This is a genomic window from Nocardioides sp. (genome assembly GCF_014360585.1).
Taxonomy (GTDB): Bacteria; Actinomycetota; Actinomycetes; order Propionibacteriales; family Nocardioidaceae; genus Nocardioides.
This window is the reverse complement of the sequence record NZ_JACIXG010000050.1, coordinates 1-24,667: the sequence shown is the minus strand read 5'-3', so window position 1 is coordinate 24,667 and position 24,667 is coordinate 1. Positions and strand designations below refer to the sequence as shown.

The 24,667-nt window shown below is 67.6% G+C and carries 19 protein-coding genes and 2 pseudogenes; 17 read left to right on the top strand and 4 right to left on the bottom strand.

Annotated features, from left to right (window positions below; translation table 11 throughout):
* The first annotated feature begins 42 nt into the window (after positions 1-42).
* From H5T77_RS16565 to H5T77_RS25675, 8 genes and pseudogenes are all read left to right on the top strand, one after another.
* Complete coding sequence (locus tag H5T77_RS16565) at positions 43-981, top strand: ABC transporter permease (protein ID WP_292651044.1); 939 nt, start codon at positions 43-45, stop codon at positions 979-981.
* Positions 978-2,729: a dipeptide/oligopeptide/nickel ABC transporter permease/ATP-binding protein gene (locus H5T77_RS16560; RefSeq protein WP_292651042.1), complete on the top strand. Its 1,752-nt coding sequence runs from the start codon at positions 978-980 to the stop codon at positions 2,727-2,729. Before H5T77_RS16565 ends, H5T77_RS16560 begins: the two co-directional genes overlap by 4 nt.
* Positions 2,726-3,562 (top strand): ATP-binding cassette domain-containing protein, encoded by an 837-nt coding sequence (locus H5T77_RS16555; RefSeq protein ID WP_292651040.1) that lies wholly within the window; start codon positions 2,726-2,728, stop codon positions 3,560-3,562. The genes H5T77_RS16560 and H5T77_RS16555 overlap by 4 nt, the downstream gene beginning before the upstream one ends.
* A 32-nt stretch (positions 3,563-3,594) precedes the next feature.
* Positions 3,595-6,042, top strand: a complete 2,448-nt coding sequence (locus tag H5T77_RS16550) for a glycoside hydrolase family 3 N-terminal domain-containing protein (RefSeq protein WP_292651038.1) — start codon at positions 3,595-3,597, stop codon at positions 6,040-6,042.
* Positions 6,039-7,544, top strand: coding sequence for a sulfatase family protein (locus tag H5T77_RS16545; RefSeq protein WP_292651036.1), 1,506 nt, complete (start codon positions 6,039-6,041; stop codon positions 7,542-7,544). The genes H5T77_RS16550 and H5T77_RS16545 overlap by 4 nt, the downstream gene beginning before the upstream one ends.
* An 11-nt stretch (positions 7,545-7,555) precedes the next feature.
* Positions 7,556-8,539, top strand: coding sequence for a formylglycine-generating enzyme family protein (locus tag H5T77_RS16540; protein WP_472850349.1), 984 nt, complete (start codon positions 7,556-7,558; stop codon positions 8,537-8,539).
* On the top strand, positions 8,536-8,898 hold the full coding sequence (locus H5T77_RS16535; protein ID WP_292651033.1) for a YidH family protein: 363 nt from the start codon (positions 8,536-8,538) through the stop codon (positions 8,896-8,898). The genes H5T77_RS16540 and H5T77_RS16535 overlap by 4 nt, the downstream gene beginning before the upstream one ends.
* Positions 8,895-9,092 (top strand): annotated as a pseudogene (locus H5T77_RS25675) (DUF202 domain-containing protein); the annotation flags it as partial. The gene H5T77_RS16535 and the pseudogene H5T77_RS25675, both read left to right, overlap by 4 nt.
* A 282-nt stretch (positions 9,093-9,374) precedes the next feature.
* On the opposite strand, the gene H5T77_RS16530 reads toward H5T77_RS25675, so the two are convergent.
* Positions 9,375-10,163: an NAD(P)-dependent oxidoreductase gene (locus H5T77_RS16530; protein ID WP_292651032.1), complete on the bottom strand. Its 789-nt coding sequence runs from the start codon at positions 10,161-10,163 to the stop codon at positions 9,375-9,377.
* Positions 10,164-10,265: 102 nt separating this feature from the next.
* On the opposite strand from H5T77_RS16530, the pseudogene H5T77_RS16525 reads away from it, so the two are divergent.
* Positions 10,266-11,289 (top strand): annotated as a pseudogene (locus H5T77_RS16525) (IS3 family transposase); the annotation flags it as partial.
* A 144-nt stretch (positions 11,290-11,433) separates the two neighbouring features.
* Here the strand turns inward: H5T77_RS16525 and H5T77_RS16520 are convergent.
* A complete protein-coding gene (locus H5T77_RS16520; protein WP_292651030.1) occupies positions 11,434-11,853 on the bottom strand; it encodes a MarR family winged helix-turn-helix transcriptional regulator in 420 nt (139 codons plus the stop codon).
* Positions 11,854-11,967: 114 nt separating this feature from the next.
* On the opposite strand from H5T77_RS16520, the gene H5T77_RS16515 reads away from it, so the two are divergent.
* Genes H5T77_RS16515 through couO form a run of 5 tightly spaced genes read left to right on the top strand, consistent with a single transcriptional unit; the run spans position 11,968 to position 18,164 of the window.
* On the top strand, positions 11,968-12,753 hold the full coding sequence (locus H5T77_RS16515) for a crotonase/enoyl-CoA hydratase family protein (protein WP_292651028.1): 786 nt from the start codon (positions 11,968-11,970) through the stop codon (positions 12,751-12,753).
* A complete protein-coding gene (locus H5T77_RS16510; RefSeq protein WP_292651026.1) occupies positions 12,750-14,747 on the top strand; it encodes an acetoacetate--CoA ligase in 1,998 nt (665 codons plus the stop codon). The genes H5T77_RS16515 and H5T77_RS16510 overlap by 4 nt, the downstream gene beginning before the upstream one ends.
* Positions 14,744-15,706, top strand: coding sequence for a 3-hydroxyacyl-CoA dehydrogenase NAD-binding domain-containing protein (locus tag H5T77_RS16505; protein ID WP_292651024.1), 963 nt, complete (start codon positions 14,744-14,746; stop codon positions 15,704-15,706). Before H5T77_RS16510 ends, H5T77_RS16505 begins: the two co-directional genes overlap by 4 nt.
* Before the next feature lie 38 nt (positions 15,707-15,744).
* Complete coding sequence (locus tag H5T77_RS16500) at positions 15,745-17,271, top strand: acyl-CoA synthetase (protein WP_292651023.1); 1,527 nt, start codon at positions 15,745-15,747, stop codon at positions 17,269-17,271.
* Complete coding sequence (gene couO, locus H5T77_RS16495; protein ID WP_292651021.1) at positions 17,268-18,164, top strand: 4-hydroxyphenyl-beta-ketoacyl-CoA hydrolase; 897 nt, start codon at positions 17,268-17,270, stop codon at positions 18,162-18,164. Before H5T77_RS16500 ends, couO begins: the two co-directional genes overlap by 4 nt.
* A gap of 18 nt (positions 18,165-18,182) precedes the next feature.
* Here couO and H5T77_RS16490 read toward each other — a convergent pair whose 3' ends face one another.
* Positions 18,183-18,452, bottom strand: a complete 270-nt coding sequence (locus tag H5T77_RS16490) for a 2-hydroxyacyl-CoA dehydratase family protein (RefSeq protein WP_292651019.1) — start codon at positions 18,450-18,452, stop codon at positions 18,183-18,185.
* A gap of 472 nt (positions 18,453-18,924) precedes the next feature.
* On the opposite strand from H5T77_RS16490, the gene H5T77_RS16485 reads away from it, so the two are divergent.
* From H5T77_RS16485 to H5T77_RS16475, 3 genes are read left to right on the top strand one after another with little or no spacing between them, the layout of a single operon-like run.
* Positions 18,925-20,319: a CapA family protein gene (locus H5T77_RS16485; RefSeq protein ID WP_292651017.1), complete on the top strand. Its 1,395-nt coding sequence runs from the start codon at positions 18,925-18,927 to the stop codon at positions 20,317-20,319.
* A gap of 54 nt (positions 20,320-20,373) precedes the next feature.
* A complete protein-coding gene (locus H5T77_RS16480; protein ID WP_292651016.1) occupies positions 20,374-22,119 on the top strand; it encodes an ABC transporter permease in 1,746 nt (581 codons plus the stop codon).
* A gap of 30 nt (positions 22,120-22,149) precedes the next feature.
* Entirely contained in the window at positions 22,150-23,379 is a 1,230-nt protein-coding gene (locus H5T77_RS16475; RefSeq protein WP_292651015.1) for an ABC transporter ATP-binding protein, read from the top strand.
* A 129-nt stretch (positions 23,380-23,508) separates the two neighbouring features.
* Here the strand turns inward: H5T77_RS16475 and H5T77_RS16470 are convergent, their stop codons facing one another.
* Complete coding sequence (locus H5T77_RS16470; RefSeq protein WP_292651013.1) at positions 23,509-24,495, bottom strand: LysR family transcriptional regulator; 987 nt, start codon at positions 24,493-24,495, stop codon at positions 23,509-23,511.
* Positions 24,496-24,667: the final 172 nt, after the last annotated feature.

The window sequence follows — 24,667 nt, the reverse complement described above, 5'->3', positions numbered from 1 at the left end:
GGTCGCAGCAGTGTCTGCGACCCCGCATGACGGAGGTAACTCATGAGCTTTCTGGTGAAACGACTCGGGTCGGCGGTGTCGCTCCTGTTCGGAGCGTCGATCATTGTCTTCCTCATGCTCTCACCGGCATTTGGAGATATCGCATTCAACGTCCTGGGTGAGAACGCCACGCCCGAACAGGCAGCGCAACTCAACACCGAGCTAGGCCTCGATCAGCCGCTCATCATTCAATACACGCAATGGTTGCTCGGCGCGCTGACCGGAGACCTCGGCACATCGTTGTACAGCACCCAGACCGTATCCGCTGCGCTCGCGGCGCGGATGCCCGTCACAGTCGCGCTGGTCGTACTTGTGACACTCCTCAGCGGCGTACTCGGCTTCGCGATCGGCGTGGCCGCAGCCATCAAGCGCGGGTGGCTCGACCGCGCCCTGCAGTTCATCGCAACCCTCGGCGACGCACTCCCCGCATTCATCGTCGCCCTGTTCCTCGTCACGCTGTTCGCGATCCAGCTCGGCATCTTCCCTGCCACCGGCTACACCAAGTTCTCCACCGATCCCGCCGCGTGGGCGCGCAGCATGACGCTGCCGGTCCTTGCGCTCACGGTCGTCGCTGTCGCGGGAGTCGCCCAGCAGGTGCGCAGCTCGATGATCGCGGTGCTACGTCAGGACTTCGTCCGCACCTTGCGCAGCCGCGGCCTGTCGGAGACCCGTGTCGTGCTCGGCCATGTGCTGCGCAACGCCTCGACGACGGGTCTCACCTCGCTCGCCGTACAGGTCGTCGGTATCCTCGGCGGCGCCGTCGTGATCGAGCAGATCTTCGCCCTGCCCGGACTGGGCAGCCTCGCCGTTCAGGCATCTGGTCGTTCCGACGTGCACGTCGTGCTAGGCACGGTCACCGCCTATGTCGTCATCGTCGTGGTCGTCAACCTGCTCGTCGATCTCGCCATCGCCTGGCTGAACCCGAAGGTGCGCCTCTCATGAGTCTGATAACCACATCCGTAACCCGGGCGCGTACGCGAGGCCAGGGCGCGACCAGTCGGTTGCTGCGCAACCCGCTCGGTGTCGCCTCCGCGGTCGTGCTCGTCCTCATCGTGCTCGGAGCCGTCGCGGTTCCGTTCCTCGGGTTGCCGGACCCCGGCGTCGCGGACCTTCGCGAAGCACTCCAGGCCTCGAGCACAGAGCATCTGCTCGGCACCGATTCGTCGGGGAGGGACGTGCTCAGCCGCCTGTTGTGGGGCGCACGGATCAACCTCGCCGGCGCGGTTCTCGCGTTGATGGTCGCGGTGCTGATCGGCCTGCCCACGGGACTGGTCGCAGGCTATTACGGCGGCTGGTTCGACTCCGTCGCGAACTGGTTCACCAACCTCAACATGGCGCTCCCAGGCATCGTGGTACTGCTCGCCGTGCGTGCTGTCGCCGGGCCGTCCGTGTGGATCTCGATGGCCGTGTTCGGCGTCCTGCTGTCGCCGTCGGTGTTCCGCATCGTCCGCGCTGCCGTCCAGGGCGTGCGGGGCGAGCTGTACGTCGATGCCGCTCGTGTCTCGGGCCTGGGCGATGCGCGCATTATCGGTCGTCACGTGGTGACCGTCGTCCGTGCTCCTGTGATCATCCAAAGCGCGCGGCTCGCGAGCATCGCGATCGCGATCCAGGCGGGCCTCGAGTTCCTGGGCCTGTCCGACGCCTCCGTTCCCTCTTGGGGAAGTATGCTGAACGAAGGCTTCCGGCGCATCTTCGTCAACCCTTCGCTCGTTCTCTGGCCGAGTCTCGGGATCGGTCTCACGACAATGGCTCTCATCCTCCTCGGTAACGCGATGCGCGACGCGCTCGAGGACCGCGGATCCTCTGCCTCGGTGCGAACCGGCCGCACTGAGCGGATCGATGCAGCCGACGAGGGACGCTCGTCGCTGCTGTCGGTGCGGGACCTCGAGGTCAGCTATGGAATCGGCGACGCAAAGAACACTGTCGTCTTCGACGTCAGTCTCGACGTCGCCCCCGGCGAGGTGCTCGGCCTCGTCGGTGAGTCGGGATCCGGCAAGTCGCAGACGGCGTTCTCTGTCTTGGGCCTGCTGCCCGACGGAGGGTGGATCTCGCGTGGATCGTTGCGGTTCGAGGGAATGGAACTCACCACTCTCCCGCCGCAGCAGCGCCGCAAGCTGCGTGGTGCCGGCATCGCATACGTACCGCAGGAGCCCCTCAACAACCTCGATCCTTCGTACCGCATCGGGTATCAGCTGACCGAGCCGCTGCGCATGGCAATGGGCATGTCGCGTCAGGCTGCGAAGGAGCGTGCGCTCGATCTGCTCGCTCGAGTGGGAATCCCTGATCCCGAGGCGACCTTCCGCGCCTACCCGCACGAGATCTCGGGCGGCATGGCGCAGCGCGTGCTCATCGCGGGAGCTGTTGCCGGTAAGCCCAAGCTACTCATCGCTGACGAGCCCACGACGGCGCTTGATGTCACGGTTCAGGCCGAAGTTCTCGACCTGCTGCGAGACTTGCGTACCGAGTCCGGCATGGGCGTCCTCCTCGTCACGCACAACTTCGGCGTGGTCGCCGATATCTGCGACCGCGTCGCGGTCATGCAGTCTGGGCGGATCGTCGAGACCGGGGGTGTCCAAGACATCCTCGAGTGCCCCAGCCACGTGTACACCCGGACACTGCTCGACTCGATGCTCGACGACAGCGGCGATGTGCGGGTCTACACGGGGCCGACGGAAGGAGAAGCGTCATGACCGCGCCTGCGTCGCTGCTGAAGGTCGAGGACCTCGAGGTCACCTACAAGGGACGAGGCGGCCGGAAGTTCCAGGCGATCAACGGCGTGAGCCTCGCCATCCGCCCCGGCGAGACGGTCGGACTCGTCGGTGAATCGGGATCCGGAAAGACGACGATCGGCCGCGCCGTCCTAGGCCTCGCCCCGATCACTGGTGGGCGCATCGAGTTCGATGGACGCGACATCACACACGTCTCCACGCGCGAACGCCGCGGACTGGCGCGCGATATCCAGGTGGTGTTCCAGGATCCCTACACGTCCCTCAATCCCTCGATGACAGTCGGGGACATCCTTGCCGAGCCGTTGCTCATCCAGGGGTGGACGCGGCGCGATGCCTACGCCCGCGTTCGCGACCTGCTCGATCGGGTTCATCTACCCGCCGACGCCTCGTCACGCTTGCCGCGCGAATTCTCGGGCGGGCAGCGCCAGCGCGTGGCGATCGCCAGGGCGGTCGCGTTGGGGCCGCGGCTGATCATCTGCGATGAGCCCGTCTCCGCGCTCGACCTCACGACGCAGGCCCGCGTTCTCGAGCTGCTCATCGAACTACAGGAGTCCACGGGCGCTGCCTATCTGTTCGTCTCGCATGACCTCGGCGTCGTGCGCCACATCAGCCATCGCGTCACTGTGCTGTACCGGGGTGACATCGTCGAACAAGGTGAGGCCGATCAGGTGACTGCGCGCCCCGAGCACCCGTACACGCAGAGACTGTTCATGTCGGCGCCCGTCTCCGACGTCGCCGAGCAGAAAGCCCGGCGCAGACATCGCCGGCAGTTGGCCACGAGAGGAGACAGATGACGACGACGTACCCCGCCGACCCCACAGCACGGATGCACACCGATGGCACCGTCTACCGTGACCTGAACGGCAACGGCGTCATGGACCCGTACGAGGACCCGCGGCGCAGCATCGATGAGCGCGTCGATGATCTCGTCCGGCGACTCAGTCTGCGGGAGAAGGCAGGACTGATGTTCCAGACGGTCGTGCCGGTGACCGTCGACGGCGAGCTTGACGGGCGGGCGATCTCCCCGCGCAGTCTGTCGGCGCGCGATCTCGTCGCCGATCGGCAGATCACCCATCTCAATGTCCATCAGATCCCGGCGCCGCGCGCCATGGCCCACTGGGTCAACCAGATTCAGCTGCTCGCAGCGGAGTCCCCGCACGGCATTCCTGTGACGATCTCGTCCGACCCGCGCCATTCGTTCACTGAGAACTTGGGCGCCTCGTTCTCTGCCGGCGACCTCTCCGCGTGGCCCGAGCCGCTCGGCCTCGGAGCTTTGGCCGACGAGCAGGCGGTGCGCGAGTTCGCCGACATCGCGCGCCGCGAATACCTCGCCCTCGGCATCCGCATGGCGCTGCACCCGACGCTCGACGTCGCGACCGAGCCGCGCTGGCCTAGGCAGTACAGCACGTTTGGCCAGAACGCCGAGATCGTCTCGCGTCTTGGCCTCGCCTATCTCGACGGTTTCGAGGCAGGACAGGGCGTGACGGCCGAGTCGGTCGCTTGCATGGCCAAGCACTTCCCCGGAGGCGGACCGCAGCGAGGTGGCGAGGACCCGCACTTCCCCTACGGCAAGGAACAGGACTACCCGGGAGGGCAGTTCGAGTATCACCTCGCACCATTCCGCCGCGCGATCGAGCGCGGCGTCTCGGCGATCATGCCGGGCTACGGCGTGCCGATCGGCCTCGAGTACGCCGGCGAGCGGATCGAGGAGGTCGCGTTCGGGTTCAACCGGCAGATCATCACCGGCCTGTTGCGAGAGGAGCTCGGCTACGACGGCGTCATCTGCACCGATTGGGGACTCGTGACCGAGTCGAAGATCGGCGGCAAGACACTGCCGCCACGGTCGTGGGGTGTCGAGCACCTGACCGAGCCGGAGAGAGTGCGTCGCATCATCGAAGCCGGCTGCGACCAGTTGGGCGGAGAAGACGACCCGGAGCTCATCGTCTCGCTCGTCGAATCCGGGCAAGTGCCCATCTCGGCGATCGACCGTTCGGTACGCCGTCTGCTGGAGGTGAAGTTCCAACTCGGTCTGTTCGACGATCCGTTCGTCGACGAGGACACCGCCGAGCAGATCGTGGGCATGGCCGATTTCGACAAGGCGGGCCGTCGCGCGCAGTCTCGATCGATGATCGTGCTGTCGGCGGGCCGCCGCTCCGCTCCGGCGTTACCGCTTGCCAAGGGCTTCGCCGTGTACTCCGAGGAGGTGAGCGCCGGAGCGCTCGTTGATTCGGGCCTTCGCCCGGCAGACAACCCGGACGACGCCGACGTGATCGTCGTTCGCACCAAGGCACCGTTCGAACCGCGCGACACGTACATGCTGGAAGCCAGCTTCCACGCAGGTTCCCTCGAGTTCTCGCCCGAATTCGAGCACAGACTGCGCGAATATCGCGCGCTCGCGCCCGTCATCTTGGCCGTACGTCTCGACCGCCCGGCGATCCTCGAGCCGCTGATCCCTCACTGCTCGGCACTCGTGGCGGAGTTCGGCGCGTCCGACGCCGCGCTGCTCGACGTGCTCACCGGACAGGTGCCGGCTGAGGGGAAGCTTCCCTTCGATGTGCCCCGATCGATGGCAGCCATCGAGACGTCGCGCCCCGATGCCGCCGGTGACACCGTACGTCCGCTGCTTCTCGAAGGGCAGGCGAGCGCCCCGATCGCGCGGCGGGCAGGGCGGCGTATCTACGCGCAAGGACGCGAGAGCCGGGAGATGATCCTCGAGACCGCCCTCGCCGTGATCGAAAGGAAGGGATACAGCACCACGTCGCTGCGCGACATCGCTTCCGAGGCGGGCATGACGCAGGCCGGGTTGCTGCACCACTTCGGCACGAAGGAGAACCTGCTCGTCGAGGTGCTGCGGCAACGCGACATCGTCGACCGGCGTGACCTCGCCCTGCTGCCGGGCGATGAGCCGATGACGATCCGCACGGCGCGGCACAACGTCACCGTTCCCGGCCTCATCCATCTGTACGTCAGCCTCGAGGCCGCGGCTGTTGATCCTGAGCACCCCGCGCATGAGTTCTTCCTCGAGCGTGAGCGCGACGTCCTGGCCGCAGTCAGGCGCGACGTCGAGGCGCGGCAGAGAGTTGGAGACTTCCGGGTCGACGTCGATCCGGCGATGGTCGCCCGAGTCCTCGTCGCCGCCTCGGACGGGCTGCAGACAGCTTGGGAGATCGACCGCGACGCCGTCGATCTCCCCGGAACGATCGAGTGGCTATGGAACCAGCTCGCGGGCACTCCGTCCGCCAACGAGAATCCGCACAACGGGGAGGTGGGATGACTCGCCCCAACATCATCTTCATCATGGCGGACGACCACGCCGCCCACGCCATATCGGCGTACGGCAGCCGGGTCAACCACACACCGCACCTCGACCGGATCGCTGACGAGGGCATGCGGATGGATGCCGTGTACTGCACGAACTCCATCTGCAGCCCGTCGCGTGCGACGATCCTCACGGGCACCTACAGCCACATCAACGGCGTCGCATCGATCTGGACCGAGATGGACTACCGTGTTCCCACTTTCATCGACGCCCTCCGTGGCACCGGGTACAGGACGGGGATGTTCGGCAAGTGGCACCTCGGAGAGCACGGCATCTCTCGGCCGCGTGGGTTCGACGCGTGGAAGATATTCCCTGGGCAAGGGGACTACATCAATCCTGAAATGATTGACGAGAACGGCCGCCACACCGTGAAGGGGTACTCGACCAACATCGTCACCGACCTCGCGCTCGAGTGGATCGACCAGGTCGCTGGCGCGCCGTTCGTCGCCTTGGTGCATCACAAAGCCCCGCACCGTCCGTGGATCCCCGACGAGAAGCACAAGCACCTCTACGACGACGGCGCGATCCCTGAACCAGAGACCTTCTTCGACGACCACGCGACCCGCAGCCGAGCTGCACGGAACGTGCGGATGACGCTCGCCGACGACATGGGATCCGACGATCTCAAGCAGGACGTGCCCGAGCACCTGCGTGGTCCGGAGAACCGCGAGGCACGGATGAGCTGGAAGTACCAGATCTACATGCGCGACTACCTGCAGACCGTGCAATCGATCGATGACAACGTCGGACGCCTGCTCGACCACCTCGACGCGCGCGATCTGACGGAGAACACGCTCGTCGTATACACCTCGGACCAAGGATTCTTCCTCGGCGATCACGGGTGGTTCGACAAGAGACTGATGTTCGACCAGTCGCTACAGTTGCCGATGCTCATGCGCTGGCCCGCAGAGATCACTGCTGGATCGCGGTGCGAGGGCATGATCACGAATGTGGACTTCGCGGCGACCTTCCTCGATATTGCCGGGTTGGACCCTGACGAGGCGCTCCCCGCATCGCAGGGACGCAGCTTCCGCCCACTGCTCCGCGGGGAGCAGATCGAGGACTGGCCCGACGTCGTGTACTACCGCTACTGGGAGCATGACGATCCGATCCACGGTGCGCCGGCCCACTACGGGATCCGCACGAGCGGATACAAGCTCATCTACTACTACGGCGCAGGCCTCGGCGTTCCCGGCGCCTCGGAGGAGGTGTTCGAGCCGGAGTGGGAACTCTACGACCTGAACGCCGACCCTGGCGAGATGCACAACGTCGTAGACGACCCTGCCTTCGCGGCGATCCGCGCCGAACTCGAGCGCCAGCTCGCAGAGTGCCAGGAACGCTTCGCCGACGAGCCCTACCGCAGCGAGGACACGCCCCATCCGAAGTGGGGGCCGCACGACGAGACGGCCTTTGCGCGCGTCCGCGCGTACGCCGAGCGGATCCGCCAGACGAGCTGAACGGGGAATTCATGGCAGACCAGCAGTGCACATGCGGATGCGGAGGGCCATCGCGCGACGCGTTCGTCCAGATCGGAACGAGACCGGAAAGGAAGCCCGCCGCCGTGACCGCCACCCATCCGATGGCACATGTCGAGGTGCCATCCGGGGCGTTCCTGATGGGCGACCACTCCGGAGACCGAAATCTGGCGGACGGCGAGACACCGGTGCACGAGGTTCGCCTCGACGCGTTCTCGATCGACGCGACGGCGGTGACGAACGAGGCGTTCGCAGCATTCGTCGACGCGACGGGTTATCGCACCGAGGCCGAGTTGTTCGGCTTCTCCGCGGTGTTCCACCTTGCCGTGACGGCCCCCGACCAGGACATCCTCGGGGCACCGCCGCAAACACCCTGGTGGCGGGGTGTACGGGGGGCCGATTGGCGTCATCCTGGCGGCGAGGGGTCGTCCATCGACGGCCTCCACGATCACCCGGTCGTGCATGTCAGCTGGAACGACGCCATGGCGTACTGCGAATGGGCGGGCCGGCGACTGCCGACGGAGGCCGAGTGGGAGTACGCGGCACGCGGTGGGATCCCGGGAGCGAAGTACCCGTGGGGAGACGCCGAGATCGATCAAGGTGAGTGGCGCGCCAACATCTTCCAAGGGTCCTTTCCCCGCGAGAACACGCTCGAGGACGGGTATCTCACGACCGCGCCCGTGCGGACCTTCGCGCCGAACGGCTACGGCCTGTGGCAGCCGATCGGGAACGTCTGGGAGTGGTGCTCCGACTGGTTCGATCCGCGGTACTACACGACGTCCCCTACCCAGAATCCGACCGGACCGGAGTCTGGGTCGACCCGTGTCCTGCGCGGGGGCAGCTACCTGTGCCATATCTCCTACTGCAATCGGTACCGCAACTCCGCGCGCTCGCAGAACACGCCGGACTCCTCTATGGGCAATGCGGGCTTCCGTACGGTGAGCCTGGCGAGCGAGCAACGGGAACCGCGCGGATGACCAGCAAGCGGTTCCCGCCTTCGGTCTACGCGCGAGGCGAAGATCCCGATCCGCGGTTCAGCCTCGCCAACGAGCGCACCTTCCTCGCATGGAACCGCACCGCGCTCGCGCTGATCGCAGGTGGAGTCGCGCTCGAGGCGCTCGGGCTGGACCTGCATTCGGGGCTTCAGTTGATCGCGTCGCTCGTGCTGATTGCCGCCGGGATCGTCGTGGCGGTGCTCGCCTGGTTCGAGTGGAAACGCACCGAGTCGTCCTTACGTGCGGCAGCGCCGCTACCCGGATCCGCGACGAGTCTCGCACTGTCAGCGACGGTCATGGTGACCGGGGTGCTTGTCATCCTCGGCGTGCTGCTGCAATGAATAGGCAGCTGTTCGACCCGGGTCTGCAGCCCGAACGGACCGAGCTTGCGTGGCGGCGCACCGTGCTGGCGATCGGCGTGGGGTACCTCATTGTGCTCCGCGTGCTACCGCCGCTTAGTCCCGGTGCAGGGTCCGCGTGGCTCGCCCTGGGCCTCGCCTGGGTCACTTTCGCAGTGGTTCTCTGGTCGCGTGCCCGCGCGAGGCACATCCACATCACTCGTGCGCTACTTGCCATTCGACCTGTTGCGATGCCGGATGCCAGGATGCTCCTCGGGCTGACCTGTTCCGTGCTGGTCTGCGGTGCGCTGAGCGCCGCGAGCGTCGCGATGATGCACGTCCACTGAGGCTCGGTGTGCCGTGCCCCGGGTCCGGCTGCCACATCAGCTACTTCTTCGACCGCCGCCAGGAGCCGGCCCTGGCGACCGACATCGTCTACGCGTTCGGCCTCCAGCCGGACGGCCGGCACCAGGCTCAGACTAGCCTCGGGTCTCGTCCCGCTTGGGCCTCGGCTCGGCGATGTCCTCGAGCCAGTAGCGGCTGGCGCGGGCGACCCGGCTGGGCACGCCGAGGTCGTCGAGCATCTCGGTGGCGGCCGCCATCTCGTGCGAGCGGCGTACGGCATGGCGGTGGCTGCCCACGACGAGCCGGTCCAGGGTCGTGGCCGAGGCACGTTCGAGCTCGCGCATGATCTCGGCCCGGGTCTCCTCCTCGAGCCCGGCCGCGTGTGCCGCGGCCAAACTCTCCAGGACCGCGGCGGCCAGGCCCTTGTAGAAAACCGAGCGGAGCAGCTTGCGGGTGGCGGCGTCGCCGACGATGCCCTCGATCACGTCGACAGTCGCGCCGACCGCGCCCAGCAGCAGCGCTGCGTCGGTGGCGCCCGGCCCGGAGGCGACCATCGGCACCCGGATGCCCAGGCCAGGGACGGTCGACATCAGTGCCACGTCGGCGAAGAGGCAGCGCCCCTGGAGCGCCGCCGCGACCTCGCGCTTGCGCGCCGGCGAGGAGGTGTTGACGTCGGCCCAGACCGTGGCCGTCGACAGTCCGGCCAGCGAGCTGCGCGCGGCATCGACCGAGTCGGCGGCCGAGTTGACGCTGATCACCAGGTCGGCGCCATCGACCGCCATCGCCTCCGACGCGCACGGCACCGCGCCGGGTGGGGCGCCGATGGCTGGGTCGTAAGCCCTCACCATGGCTCCGGCTGTCAGGAGGTCGGCGACGAAGAGCGAGCCGGCCTCGCCGAGCCCGAGAACAGCGATGACCGTCATGCGGGACCTGATCCCTCATGGACTTCAGCGCGCGGCATGCGGGTGATTCTAAACAATTTCGGCAACATCCTCGCTGCTGTCTGTAGGGCACGCCGTGGCCACGCGGAGTTGGAAGCCAGCGACACGAAGCCGATTACTGAGCATGAGATCTTGCGGTCGGCGGCCAAGTATTTCGCTGGGGAGACGCGCTGGTGAGTCGCTTCCAATTCGTCGCTGACTACTCCTCCACCTTCGGGGTGAAGCGACTGTGCGAGATCGTCGAGATCGAGCGTTCCTCTTACTACGCCTGGCGCGCTGGCGCCCCGGCCCGTGAGGAGCGGGTCGTGGCTGATCAGGAGCTTGCGGCGAGGATCTGTAAGGTCCACGACGAGGACGACACCCTCGGTGCGCCACGCGTGACCGCGGAGCTCAACGACGCCGTCGCACCGGGGAGCGGGTCAATCACAAGCGGGTCGCACGGGTGATGCGCGCGCGCACGGCATCGCTGGCTACGTCAAGAAACGTGAGGTCGGCACCACGATTCCAGAGCCGTCCGACCAGAAGCTCCCTGACCTGGTCAAACGTGATTTGACCGCCGCCACGCCGAACCAGAAGTACGTCGGCGACATCACCTACCTACGGTTGGTCGATGGCACCAACCTGTACCTGGCCACGGTCACCGACTGCTGTTCACGGCGGCTGGCCGGGTGGCGATCGCGGATCACATGTGCACCGAGCTCGTCGAGGACGCCCTGAAGGCCGCCGCCGCGACCCGCGGCAGCCTCACCGCGATCTTCCACAGCGACCACGCGTCTACACGTCCAAGGCATTCGCAGCGCTGTGCGACAAACTGGGCGTGACCCAGTCGATGGGCACGGCGGCCACCAGTGCCGACAACGTTCTGGCCGACTCCTTCAACGCCACCCCTGAAACGAGAGGTCCTCCAAACGCGCACACCTGGCCCGAGGAGTTCGCCTGCCGCCAGCAGGTCTTCGGATGGCTCGTGCGCTACAACAACCGACGCCGTCACTCCTGGTGCGGCTACCAGTCCCAGCCGACTACGAAACCGGCTACACCGATATGCTGCAGGACGCGGCGTAATCACACCCCGTGTCCAAGAACCGGGGGTACGGCCCGAGGCATGTGATCGATACCAGCCACCACTCGCCCGACGACACGCTTCAAGCGGTGACGGTCGCCGTGGCGAGCGGAGACTTCCTGATATGGGCCCGTCAAGGCGAGAACCCCACGTTGTCCTGATGAGCCCGGGTAGCACGGCGCGGCTCGCCGTCTAGGACAGTGCCCGCCGGGCGGTGTCGAGAAACGTACGGAATGCCTTGCGGTCCTCGGGGCCGAGGTTGGCCAGCATCCGCTCCTCGAGCTCCTCGACGCGGGGGTCGTAGGTGTCGAGGAAGGTGCGGCCTTCGGGGGTGAGGCTGATGAGCATGCGGCGCCGGTTGTCGGGGTCGGTGCAGCGTTCGATGAGGCCACGGCGTTCTAGGGCCCCGATGAGGTCGGCGGCGGACTGGGCGCGTACGAACGAGGCGCGGGCGAGGTCGGCGGCGCTCATCGTGGGGCGGCGCTCGAGCACCGATAGGGCGGTGTACTGCAGGGCAGTGACCCCTGACTCTTTCAAGACGGCGTCGAGGCGCGCCCGCGTGGCGAGCTCGAGCTGCTTGACGACGTAGAGCAGCAGGGGTGCATCGGTCATGCGGTCATTCAAGCAGGAAGACATACGTCGCCGAGGTGCCGACGCTTGCAGCGCTTGCGAGTGGCTCTCATTTCTGAGATTATCAGGATTCCTGTCAATCACGAGGAGTTCATGATGCCCGGAACCCCCCTGCCCGATGCCCTGCGGGCAGAGCGCGTCGACGACATCGCGGTGCTGACTCTCGCCCGGCCCGCGAAGCGGAATGCGCTCAGCGACGAGGCGGTGCTCGGGATCGAGCGGTTCTTCGATGACCTCGAGCCGGACGTACGCGCCGTCGTCATCGACGCGGACGGTGACCACTTCTGTGCCGGGCTCGACCTGGCCGAGATGACCGAGCGGGACACCCTTGCCGGGGTCAGCCACTCGCGGATGTGGCACCGGGTCTTCGAGAAGATCGAGTTCGGGCCGGTGCCGGTCGTGGCGGCGCTGAAGGGCGCCGTGGTCGGGGGCGGGCTGGAGCTCGCCGCCGCGGCGCACATCCGGGTGGCGGAGGAGTCCACCTTCTACGCCCTGCCCGAAGGGCAACGCGGGCTCTTCGTCGGCGGTGGTGCCTCGGTGCGCGTCCCGCGGCTCATCGGGGTCTCCCGGATGGCTGACATGATGCTGACCGGCCGTCGCTACGACGCGCAGGAGGGGCTGGGGCTGGGCTTGAGCCAGTACGCGGTGGCCGACGGGACCGGTCGCAAGATCGCCCTCGAGCTGGCCGGGCGGATCGCCCAGAACGCGCCGCAGACCAACTTCGCCGTCGTGCAGGCGCTGCCGCGCATCGCCGAGGCCAACCCTCGCGACGGCTTCCTGATGGAGTCGCTGATGGCCGCGATCGCGCAGGGGACCGACGACGCCAAGGGCCGGATGCAGGACTTCCTCGCCGGACGGGCCGCGAAGGTGACCGACCAGTGAGCGCGCCGGCCCAGCAGCAGATCGAGCAGGGCGATGTCGTCTGGACGCCGCCGGCGGACGTGCTCTCCACCTCCCGTGTCGGTGAGTTCCTGGCCTGGCTCGCCCGCGAGCGCGACCTCGAGATGACCACCCACGAGGAGCTGTGGCGCTGGTCGGTGACCGACCTCGACGGCTTCTGGTCGGCAGTATGGGAGTTCTTCGGAGTGCAGGCGCACGCTTCGTACGAGTCTGTGCTGGCTTCTCGGGAGATGCCCGGGGCGCGCTGGTTCCCGGGGGCGCTGCTCAACTATGCCGAGCATGCGCTCGGCACCGACGAGGACCTCGACCGGGTCGCCGTGCTCGGCCGTTCGCAGACACGTGACGACGTCGAGCTGACCTTCGGCGACCTGCGCGACCAGGTGGCCCGGGCGCGGGCGGCGCTGACGAGGCTGGGCGTACGCCGCGGCGACCGCGTCGCCGGCTATCTGCCCAACATCCCCGAGGCCCTGGTCGCCTACCTCGCCACCGCCAGCCTGGGTGCGACCTGGGCGACCTGCGCCAGCGAGTTCGGTCCGCGCAGCGTGATCGACCGCTTCGCCCAGATCGAGCCGGTCGTGCTGCTGGTCGCCGGCGGTTACCGCTACGGCGCCAAGGACATCGACCGGCGCGATCAGGTGACCGAGATCCGGGCCGAGCTGCCGTCGGTGCGACATGTGGTCGATGTCGAGTACGGCGAACATCGGGCCGACGACGCACTCTCTTGGACCGCCCTGCTCGGCGCGGACGACCGCGCGGAGCTCGCCTTCGAGTCGGTGCCCTTCGACCACCCGCTGGTGGTGCTCTTCTCCTCCGGCACGACCGGTCGGCCGAAGGCGATCGTCCACGGCCACGGCGGCGTCCTGCTCGAGCACCTCAAGAACCATGGGCTGTCCTGGGACATGGGGCCCGAGGACCGTATGCTCTGGTTCTCCACGACCGCCTGGATGATGTGGAACGCCCTGGTCTCGTCGTTGCTGCTCCGCTCCTCGATCGTCATGGTCGACGGCAACCCGATGCACCCCGACCTGGCGTGGCAGTGGCGGCTCGCGGCCGAGACGGGAGCGACCGTGATGGGCGCCAGCCCTGGGTTCGTGATGGCCTGCCGCAAGGAGGGCGTCGACCTCCGCACCGGCTTCGACCTGCGGGTTCGCGTCCTCGGTTCGGCCGGAGCGCCGCTCCCTCCAGAGGGCTACGCCTGGCTTCGTGACCAGCTCCCGGGCGCTCAGATCAACGTCGGCAGCGGCGGCACCGACGTCTGCTCCGGGATCGTGCAGAACAACCCGCTGCTCCCGGTCTACGCAGGCGAGATCTCCGGCCGCTGCCTTGGAGTCGACGCCCACGCCTACGACGAGTCCGGCCACCCGGTCACGGGCGTGCTCGGCGAGCTGGTGATCACCTCGCCGATGCCTTCGATGCCGGTCGGGTTCTGGGGAGACGATGACGGCAGCCGCTACCGCGAGGCCTACTTCGACCACTATCCGGGCGTGTGGCGCCACGGTGACTGGATCCTCTTCCACGACAACGGCAGCTGCCACGTCGCGGGCCGTTCGGATGCGACCCTCAACCGCGGCGGCGTACGCCTCGGCACCGCCGAGTTCTACCGAGTCGCCGAGGAGGTGGACGGCATCGCCGACTCGCTGGTCGTCCATCTCGAGGACCCCGACGGAGGCAACGGCGAGCTGCTGCTCTTCGTGGTCACCGACGAGGGCGCCCGCCTCGACGACCCGCTCCGCGCCCGACTGGTCCGCGCGCTGCGGTCGGCACTCTCCCCGCGGCACATCCCCGACCAGGTCATCGAGGTGCCCGCGGTGCCACGCAACCTCACCGGTAAGAAGCTCGAGCTGCCGGCCAAACGCATCCTGCAGGGCGTACGCCTCGAGGACGTCGCCAGTCGGGACGCGCTCGCCGACCCGGCGTCCCTCGACCCGTTCGTCGCGCTGGCGACGTCGGGCGCGCTGAGCAGGAGGACGTCATGAGAAGCAGTGAGAACGTTCGTACGCTCGGGGTCGTCGGCACCGGCGCGATCGGGGTCAGCTGGGTGGTGCTCGGGCTCGAGCACGGGCTCGACGTGATCGCCTGGGACCCGGCCGGCGGCGCCGAAGAACGGCTGCGCGCGCAGCTCCCTGCCCCGCCGCTGGTCGAGCCGCGAGGCGGCCTGCGACCGAGCGTGTCGAGACCAACACAGTCCGCTGGCACGCTTCGCTTCGCCGAGAGCCTCGCCGAGGTCGGACGCGAGGCCGACCTGGTGCTTGAGAGCGGACCCGAGCGCCTCGAGGTCAAGCGCGAGATCTTCGCCGCGCTCGACGACGCCGCCGCCCCCGACGTACTGCTGACCAGCAGCTCCTCGGGCCTGATGCCGAGCACGTTCCAGGACGCCTGCACCCATCATCCGGAGCGGGTGCTCGTCGCGCACCCGTTCAACCCACCGCACCTGGTGCCGCTGGTCGAGGTCGTCGGCGGCGCCGCGACGTCGACGGAGGCCGTCGAGGCGGCCCTGCACACTCTGCGCCACCTGGGCAAACGTCCCATCCACATCCGCCGCGAGGTGCCCGGGCACGTCGCCAACCGGCTCCAGGCCGCGCTCTGGCGCGAGGCTTACCATCTCGTCGACCAGGGCATCGTCTCGGTCGCCGACATCGACACCGCGATCTCCGACGGCCCGGGTCTGCGCTGGTCGCTGCTCGGCCCCTTCGCGACGCAGCACCTCTCCGGCGGCCCGGGCGGGCTCGGGCACGTGCTCGAGCACCTCGGCCCGCCGATGGTCGAGTGGTGGGACGACCTGGGTCACCCGGTGCTCACCGCAGGGCTGGTCGAGAAGCTGGTCGACGGCGTCGACGAGGAGCTCGACGGCACCTCTGCCGAGGAGCTCGTCGGGCGCCGTGACGAGGCCCTGCGGCGACTGCTGGAGATCAAGACCGACCTCGGGCTCGGCTGAGCCCACGAGCTGAGCCCACGAGAGGAACGAGGATCGACATGTTGGACAGTGGCATCGGATCGTGGCCCGCCCGCCGGGCCCGGATGACCCCTGGCGCGGGGGCGTTCGTGCAGGACGACGCGGTGGTGACGTACGCCGAGGTCGACCGCCTCGTCGAGGCGGTTGCCCACGGGCTGCGCGCCCGCGGCGTCGCGGCAGGCGACCGGGTCGCCTTCCTGGGCCTGAACTCGATCGAGCTCGCGGTCACGCTCTTCGCCACCGCCCGGCTGGGCGCCGTCTTCTTGCCGCTCAACACCCGGCTCGCGCCACCCGAGCTGGCCTGGATCCTCACCGACGCCGAGCCGGCGCTGCTGATCCATGCCGACGAATTCGACGAGGCGGTCTCCACCGAGGCGGTCGCGGCCCTCGGGCTGCCGAGCCATCGGTTCACCGCAGCCGGTGGCCACGGGCTCGACACCCTCGCCGTGCCGTCGAAGGAGAGGATCGACGTCGAGGTCGAGGTGGACGACGTCTTCATGATCCAGTACACCTCCGGCACCAGCGGCCGCCCCAAGGGCGTGATGCTGACGCACGGAAACATCGCCTGGAACGCCTTCAACCTGCTCGTCGACGTCGACGTCCGCTCCGACGAGATCGCCCTGGTCACCGCCCCGCTGTTCCACACCGCCGCGCTCAACCAGGTGCTGCTCCCGACCTTCCTCAAGGGCGGCACGTCCCTCATCGCGGCCCGCTTCGACCCGGCCGCCGCGATCGCCACCATCGAGCGAGAGCGGGTCACTCTTCTCTTCGGCGTCACCTCGATGTACCAGGCCCTCGCCCAGGAGCCGAACTGGGCGACCGCCGACCTCGCCAGCCTCCGCTCGGCACTGAGCGGAGGTGCGCCGATCCCGCGCACACTCCTCGACACCTGGCAGTCCCGCGGCCTGCACATCATCCAGGGCTACGGCCTGACCGAGGCCTCCCCGGGGACGACCATGCTGCGCGCCGGCGACGGCCTCGACAAGCTCGGCTCGGCCGGCACCCCCTGCTTCTTCACCGACGTACGCGTCATGGCGCCCGGAGACGAGGAGGCGGCTCCGGGCCAGGCCGGTGAGGTGCACGTCAGCGGCCCCAACGTGACTCCCGGCTACTGGCACAACGAAGCGGCGACGGAGGCTGCCTTCGACGGGCCCTGGCTGCGTACGGGGGATGTCGCGGTGCTCGACGACGACCGCTTCCTCTACGTGGTCGACCGGGTGAAGGACATGTTCATCAGCGGCGGCGAGAACGTCTACCCGGCAGAGGTCGAGCAGGCGCTCTACACCCATCCCGACGTCGCCGAGGCCGCCGTCATCGGCGTCCCCGACGAGCGCTGGGGCGAGGTCGGCCGCGCCGTCGTCGTACGCCGCCCCAACTCCGCCCTGACCCAGGATGACTTGCTGAGACACCTCGACGGACGGCTCGCCCGCTACAAGATCCCCAAGGCCGTCGCCTTCGTCGACGAGATCCCGCACAACGCCTCCGGGAAGCTGCTGAAGTCCCGGGTGCGCGAGCTGTACGGCACCCCGAAAGGAGCCATTCGATGACCGTTCAGACCCGCTATGAGCCCCACATCGACACCGACAAGATCCGGGCCCTCGACATGCACACCCATGTCGAGTCCGACCACCACGGTCACTTCTCGCTCGATCAGGAGCTGATGGACGCCTCGGCGGCGTACTTCCGCGGCGACCACCCACGCACCCCGACCGTCGACGACCTCGCCGCCTACTACCGCGAGCGCGACATGGCGGCGGTGATCTTCACCGTCGACGCCTCCACCGGCCTCGACCATCCGCCGCTGTCGAGCGAGGAGATCGCCGAGCGGGCGACCGAGCACGCCGACGTTCTGATCCCGTTCGGCTCGGTCGATCCGCGCAAGGGCGAGACGGCAGTGAAGCAGGCCGTCCGGTTGGTCGAGGACTACGGCGTACGCGGCTTCAAGTTCCATCCCGGCCTGCAGGCCTTCTCCCCGAACGCCCCGGAGCACGGCCCGCTGTGGGCGACCCTGCAGGAGCTCGGCGTGGTCGCGCTGTTCCACACCGGCCAGACCGGGATCGGTGCCGGCCTCCCCGGCGGACGCGGGATAAAGCTGCGCTACTCCGACCCGCTGCTGCTCGACGACGTCGCCGCCGACTTCCCGGACCTCCAGATCGTGATGGCGCACCCCGCCGTCCCGTGGGTCGACGTGCAGATCTCGATCGCCACCCACAAGGCCAACGTGCACATCGACCTGTCCGGCTGGTCGCCGAAGTACTTCCCGCCGCAGCTGGTCAAGCAGCTCAACGGGCCGCTGCGCCGCAAGGTTCTCTTCGGTTCCGACTTCCCGGTGATCACCCCCGACCGCTGGTTCGCCGATCTCGAGAAGCTCGAGATCAAGGACGAGGTCTACCCCCTGTTGGTGAAGGACAACGCCCTTCGCCTGCTCGGGCTGACCTGAGCAGGCGAAGGGCGAGGTTCACGACCAGTCGGGGGAGTACGGCCGGGTGAACGCGTCCGGTCGGAACGGGATGAACCGGGCCGCGAGCGCCCGGAGCGGATCGGGGCCGTAGCGGACGTAGCCGTCCGCCGCGATCGCCAGATACATCGACCAGACGAACACCGCACCGAAGTCCTCGTGGAACCGTTGGTAGGGGTCGAGGTCGGACCAGAGTCCACGACCGATCCACATCAGCCGGCGCCCCTCGCCGGGACAGACGGCGACGCCGTCGTCGATGCGCTGAGCCACCTCGTCGTGCGGCCCGTGAGCGGCATCGACGGCCCATTGCGTGCCGCGGTGCCACTGTGGAGCAGCACCGTCGGCATCGTGTCGTTGACCATGACCGGTGTCGGTCGGGCCGCGGCGAGGAGATCGCGGGTACGCCGGTTCGACTTAGCCTGCTCGTGCTGCTCGCGTTCGCCTTGTCTCCGCGTCTCCGCGCTGACGACGTCTCGACTATCAGGCATGTCATGCCCGGGCGTCGGCCGTTAGCCGTCATGCTCACTTGCCGGGTGATCACCGCGGTCGGGGTCGCCTGTGTGGCTCTGGTGCGGAAGTGAGCGTGGAGCGCAGGGAGATAAGCGTGAGTTATCGGTTGAGCATGAAGTGTGCACTTTTGGGAGTGACGTGGGTCACCTAGCGTCGGGGCAGAAGTTGGAAACAGTCGCTGCACGCCCCTTTCCGGTGCGGCGAAATCACCCCGGAAGGAAGTGTCAGGATCATGACCAACCCCGCAGACTGGTCGATCGCCATCGCCGGCGAGTGCATGGTGACTCGCCCGTTCTCGAAGCACCAGGAGGCCGAGTTCCTCGGTGTCCAGCAGCTCTTCAACGAGGCGGACGCCACCTATGCCCACCTCGAGATGAACCTCGGCGACCACCGTGAGCTGCACCCGGGCCGTGGCGACTGGTTCGGCAGTTACATGCTGGCGGAGGCGGCCCTGGCTCCCGAACTGAAGTGGCTGGGAGTCGATGTGATGTCGACCGCCAACAACCACAGTCTCGACTTCGGTGAGCAGGGGTTGAGTTCGACGCTGGCCGCCTGTCGAGGCGCCGGGATCGCGGTCGCGGGCTCGGGCCAGGACCTCGACGATGCCCGCGCGCCTGTCTATGTCGAGACCCCAGCGGGCCGCATGGCCCTCATCTCGGTCAGCTCCGGAAACCGCCCGCACGAGTGGGCCGGTCGCCCCAAGGAGACCATGGTCGGTCGCCCGGGGATCAACCCCCTTCGAAGCGAATGGACCTACCACGTGCCGGCCGAGGCAGCGGCGCGCCTGAGAGAGTCCGCGGAGAGCCTGCGGATCCTGCGGACGAGCGCGCAGTGCGGCCCGGGCAAGACCGGGCGGGTCCTGGCCGAGGACGAGTTCCAGTACACCCTGCCCGGCGGTCAGTCCTCGGCCGGCGAGCTGGTCTTCAAGGAGTCCGACGGCTACCGCATCGAGACCCGTTGCCACGCCGGCGACCTGGAGGGCAACCTCCGCTCGATCCGGTCGGCGGCGAACATGGCCGACGTCGTGATGGTCGCCCACCACTTCAACATCTCGGAGGGCCCGCGCGGAGACGAGCCGCCCGCCTTCGTGCGCGAGTTCGCGCACCGCGCCATCGACGAGGGGGCCGACATCTTCGTCGGTCATGGCTGGCACAAGACCCTCGGGGTCGAGATCTACCGCGGCAAGCCGATCTTCTACGGCCTGGGGAACTTCTTCGCCCAGTCCGAGTTCCTCGAGCACGTTCCGTCCGACAGCTACGAGACCTGGGGTCACGACATCGACCGCATCGGCACGCTCACTCCCGACATGTGGCCGCTCCACCCGGGCCTGGACGGGCCGTCCGAGACCTGGTGGAGTTCTGCGATCATCAAGGTGCATCTCAGCGACGGCCGCCTGACCGACGTGACCCTCCACCCTGTCGAGATGGGCCGTGAGGTGACGAAGGAAGCGAAGATCACCCGATCGACGGGCAAGTCGGTCGAGCACCCTCTCACCGAGGGCCGTCCGATGCTCGCAGACCAGGCCAACAGCGAGCGGGTCATCGAGCGGTTCCGCACGCTGTCGGCCGAGTACGGCACCACAGTCGAGTTCGAGTCCGGTGTCGGCCGGGTCCGGGTCGAAGACTGATCTCGCAGTACGGAAGGTGACGACGATGAAGAACGACGAAGGAGACCAGACGACATGGCGGTCATGACCTTCGACCGGGAGAACCAGCCGGCGGACCCGGTTCCAGAAGCCAAGGGTCGTCGCCGCTCGACCCCTGTTCCCGGTCGCCTGCTCATCGCGGCTCTGGTGGCCATCTTGGGGATCCTGGTGTTCCTGCCGACGGTCTTCGTCTTCGTCGCCGCCGTCGCGGACAACGCCCGCGATCCGATCTCGACCTTCACCTTGGACGGGATCAGGGACAGCTACGGCAACTGGGCGATCTGGCGGGTTCTCGGTGAGACCATGGCGATGTCGTTCGCGTGCGGCATCATCGCGACCGCCATCGGAGCGGCGCTCGCCTGGGCCATCGCACGAACAGACATCCCGTTCAAGCGGCTTTTCGAGCTGGTTGTCATCGCGCCGCTGTTCCTCTCGCCCTTCATCGGCGCGCTGGCCTTCCTCGAGCTGGGCGCGCCCAAGACCGGCCTGCTGAACCAGCTGGCCCAAGCGGCGAACCTGCCGGCGTGGGTGTCGATCGATGTGATGACCTTCCACTGGCTGGTCATCATCCTCGCCCTGCACTACGTCCCCTACGGCTACCTTCTCGTGTCCGGAAGCCTGCAGAACATGGACGCGAGCCTGGAAGAGGCATCCCAGATCAACGGGCGAGGCACCCTGCAGACCGCGCTCCGCGTGACGCTCCCGGCCGTCAAGCACGCGATGCTCTCCTCGGTCATCTTCGTGACCATCAGTGCGACCGGGATGTTCTCGGTGCCGGCGCTGCTCGGCGCCAAGATGGACTTCCGGCCGCTCGCGGTGACCGTGTACCGCGCCACCAGCGGCTACCCGTCCAACCACGCTCTGGCAGCCGCGTTGGGCACCATGCTGGTGTTGCTCAGCATCGTCGGTCTGTGGCTCTACCAGCGGGGGATGCGGCAGTCGTCGAAGTTCGTCACGGTGACGGGCAAGTCCCGTGCCCGCAAGCAGATCGAGCTCGGCCCCTGGAAGCACGTTCTGGTCGTCGGTCTGGTGGCCTACGCACTCTTCACGACGATCCTTCCGTACGCGGCGCTGCTGCTCCGCTCGTTGAGCGTATCGACGAACCTCGAGGACATCGAGCTGACCACCGCGGTGTTCAGCGACGTGTTCGCCAAGCCGGAGCTCAAGACCGCGCTGATGAACACCGTGGTGGTCTCCGCGGCCACCGCGTTGCTGGCCGTCTTCGTCGGCACGCTGACGTCGTACACGACGGAGCGGATGCGGTTTCGAGGTTCAGGATTGCTCAACGCAGTGGCGATGTCCCCCCTCGCCGTGCCCGGGATCGTGTTCGCCACGGGTGTCTTCGCGATGTATCTCGGCACCCCGCTCTACGGCACGCTGGCGATCATGGTGGTGGCATACGTCGCCTCCTACCTGCCACACGCCACCCGGGTGACGGGCAACGGGTTCGCTCAGCTCGACTCCTCGTTGGAAGAGGCGTCGAGGATGTGCGGTGCCACCCGTTCGCAGGCCATCAGGACGGTGCTGCTGCCGCTGATGAAGCCGTCGATCTCAGCAGCCCTGATCATGGTGTTCCTCTTCACCGTCCGCGAGATCAATACGGCGATCCTGCTCTACACGCCGGACACGATGCTCCTCTCGATCCTGTCGTTCAACTACGCCTCCCAGGCCTCGCTTCCGGCAGCTGCCGTGGTCGGTCTGATCGAGACAGCACTGATGATCATCTGGATCGCGCTCGCCATGATCATTCTCCGCCCCGGCAACCTGTACAAGCGCGGCTGAGCACGCCAACCGATGATGAGGTCAACTGAGATGAACCAGAAGAACGCGCAAGCCCCTGCCAAAGCCAGCCAGGCCGACTTCGACCTGGAGATCAAAGGTCTCGTAGCCAGCTACGGGAGCTCGGTGGCGGTGAACGAGCTGAACCTGACCATCGGAAGGTCTGAGTTCGTGACACTGCTTGGGCCCAGCGGCTGCGGCAAGACCACGACTCTGCGCTGCGTCGCCGGCCTGCATACGCCGTCGGGCGGCGACATCGAGCTGGCCGGGCGACGGGTCTTCGGCGGCGGCACCAACGTCCCGCCAAACAAACGCGACATCAACATGGTCTTCCAGTCGTACGCGGTGTGGCCGCACATGACGACGCTCGAGAACGTGATGTACGGGTTGAAGGCCAAGAAGATGGACGGGCGTCTGGCCCGCCAGAAGGCGGGCGACATGCTCGACCTGGTGGGCCTGGAGGCCTTCGCGGACCGTTATGCCACCGACCTGAGCGGCGGCCAGCAGCAGCGGGTCGCGCTCGCCCGTGCCCTCGCCACGGAGCCGAGCCTCGTGCTCATGGACGAGCCGCTGAGCAACCTGGACGCGCAGCTGCGCGCACGTATGCGTGATGAGATCCGCCAGATCCAGAAGAGCACGAGTACGAGCGTGCTGTACGTGACACACGACCAGTCCGAGGCGTTGTCCATGTCCGACCGCGTCGTGGTGATGCACGACGGGCTCATCCAGCAGGTGGGCGACCCGTGGTCGCTGTACAACAGACCGGCCAACGGGTTCGTGGCGACCTTCGTCGGCGACGCCAACGTGCTGGACGGCACCGTCACCGGAGTCGAGCAGGACCTCTTCACCGTGTCGCTCCCGACTCTTGGCGACGGCACAGTCCTCGAGGTGGCGCTCGCAGCCGGCGCTCCCCGGCCCTCGCACGGGCAGCAGATCTCGGTCGCGTTCCGGCCCGAGTGGGTCGATGTCATCGACGACGACCCGACGAGGCCTCTCGGACGAAACCAGATCCGGACGACGCTCTTGACGAGCGAGTTCCTCGGATCTCGGTTCGAACGACGCTACCGGGCCGGCAACGTCGACCTCCGGGTTCAGACCGTCAGTGGGCCGACATCTCCGCCCGCTTCGATCGGCACCGAGCAGATGCTCTCGCTCTCGCCCGATCACCTCACGTGGTTCCCGGCCGAACAGACCAAGCCCGGCGAGGAGGACGACAGCGAAGCCGGCGATCCAATACTGACCACCGCCGGCACCCCTGCCTGATCCGCACAGTTGCCAGACCACAGCGCCCGCGTCATGGGATCCCATGACGCGGGCGCTTCGGTGTATCAGCAGGCCTGAGACCAGACACGTGGTTCCGGTCAGCTCCGCCGGGACGCCGCTATCGCTGGCTCAGCCAGAAGAAGCGGTGGGCGCGGGGGCCAACGTCGCATCGACCCTTGCGGGCAGCATGTCGACGAACACGCGTGCGTGGTGAGCTGCCTCGCCGCCAGGTGGCGTGAGAATGACCGCTCCACGGACCAACGGCAGGCCGACCATCTGAACGGGCTCGAGGAGGCCGGCTCGCTGGTCCTCCACGACGCAGAAGTCGGGCAGGATCGCGAGGGCGAGGCCACGGGTGACGTAGGTGCGCATCGCCTCGAGGCCACGTGACTCCAGCACCACGCGTGGCGCGATGGCCATCTTCTTCACCCAGCGCTCGATCAGCTCACGGCTCCGCATGCCCTCTGCGAAGGTGGCGAAGTCCGCGTTGTCCAGGTACTCCAGCCGCTCGGGCTGGTCAAGGGCATGGATGGGGTCATCTGGGGACGCGTAGAGGTACATACGCTCCTCGATGGTGCCGAGCACACCGAAACCGCTGGGGCCCGGGGCGCGGCAGATGCTCAGATCGGCCGTTCCGTCCTCGAGCGCACGCACGCAGGCGTCGCGCGACGGCGCGTGGCGGATCACGACGTTGACCCCGGGGGCCACCCGCTTCATGGTGGCGACGGCTTCGACCAGGAGGTGCTTGATGTGGTCGGTGTCGCTCACCACGGTGAGGGTCGACTCGTTGCTGAGGTCCTTCATCTGCTCGAGCCGCTTGTGGAACAGGTCGGTGCGCGCCAGTATCTCGTCGGCGAACGTCATCATCTCTCGACCGGCCGCGGTCAGCTCCGAGCGAGCTCCTTGGCGCCGCTCCAGCAGCGTGCAGCCGAGGAGACGCTCGAGATGCCGGATGCGCTGGGAGACGGCCGGCTGGGTGAGTGCGAGCTCAGCAGCGGCCGCGCGGAACGAGCCCGCGCGGCCGATGGTCTGAAATGTGAACAGCTGGTCGAGGGTCAACCCGGCGATGAGGCTCTGACGACTCGTGATCTTCCAGACCTGCCCTTGTGTGCCCACGCCGTGAGCATAGTTCGGATGACGGCCGGGAGTGAGCGGCATCACATGGATCCGGCTGACGCCAGTCCGAGTCGCTTCTCCGCGTTGGGGCCGAGAGCGCGCGTCCCCTCGATCTCGGGATCGATCCGAACATCGACGAGGTGCAGCCCGTGCGGGGGCAACGGCAGCCCCC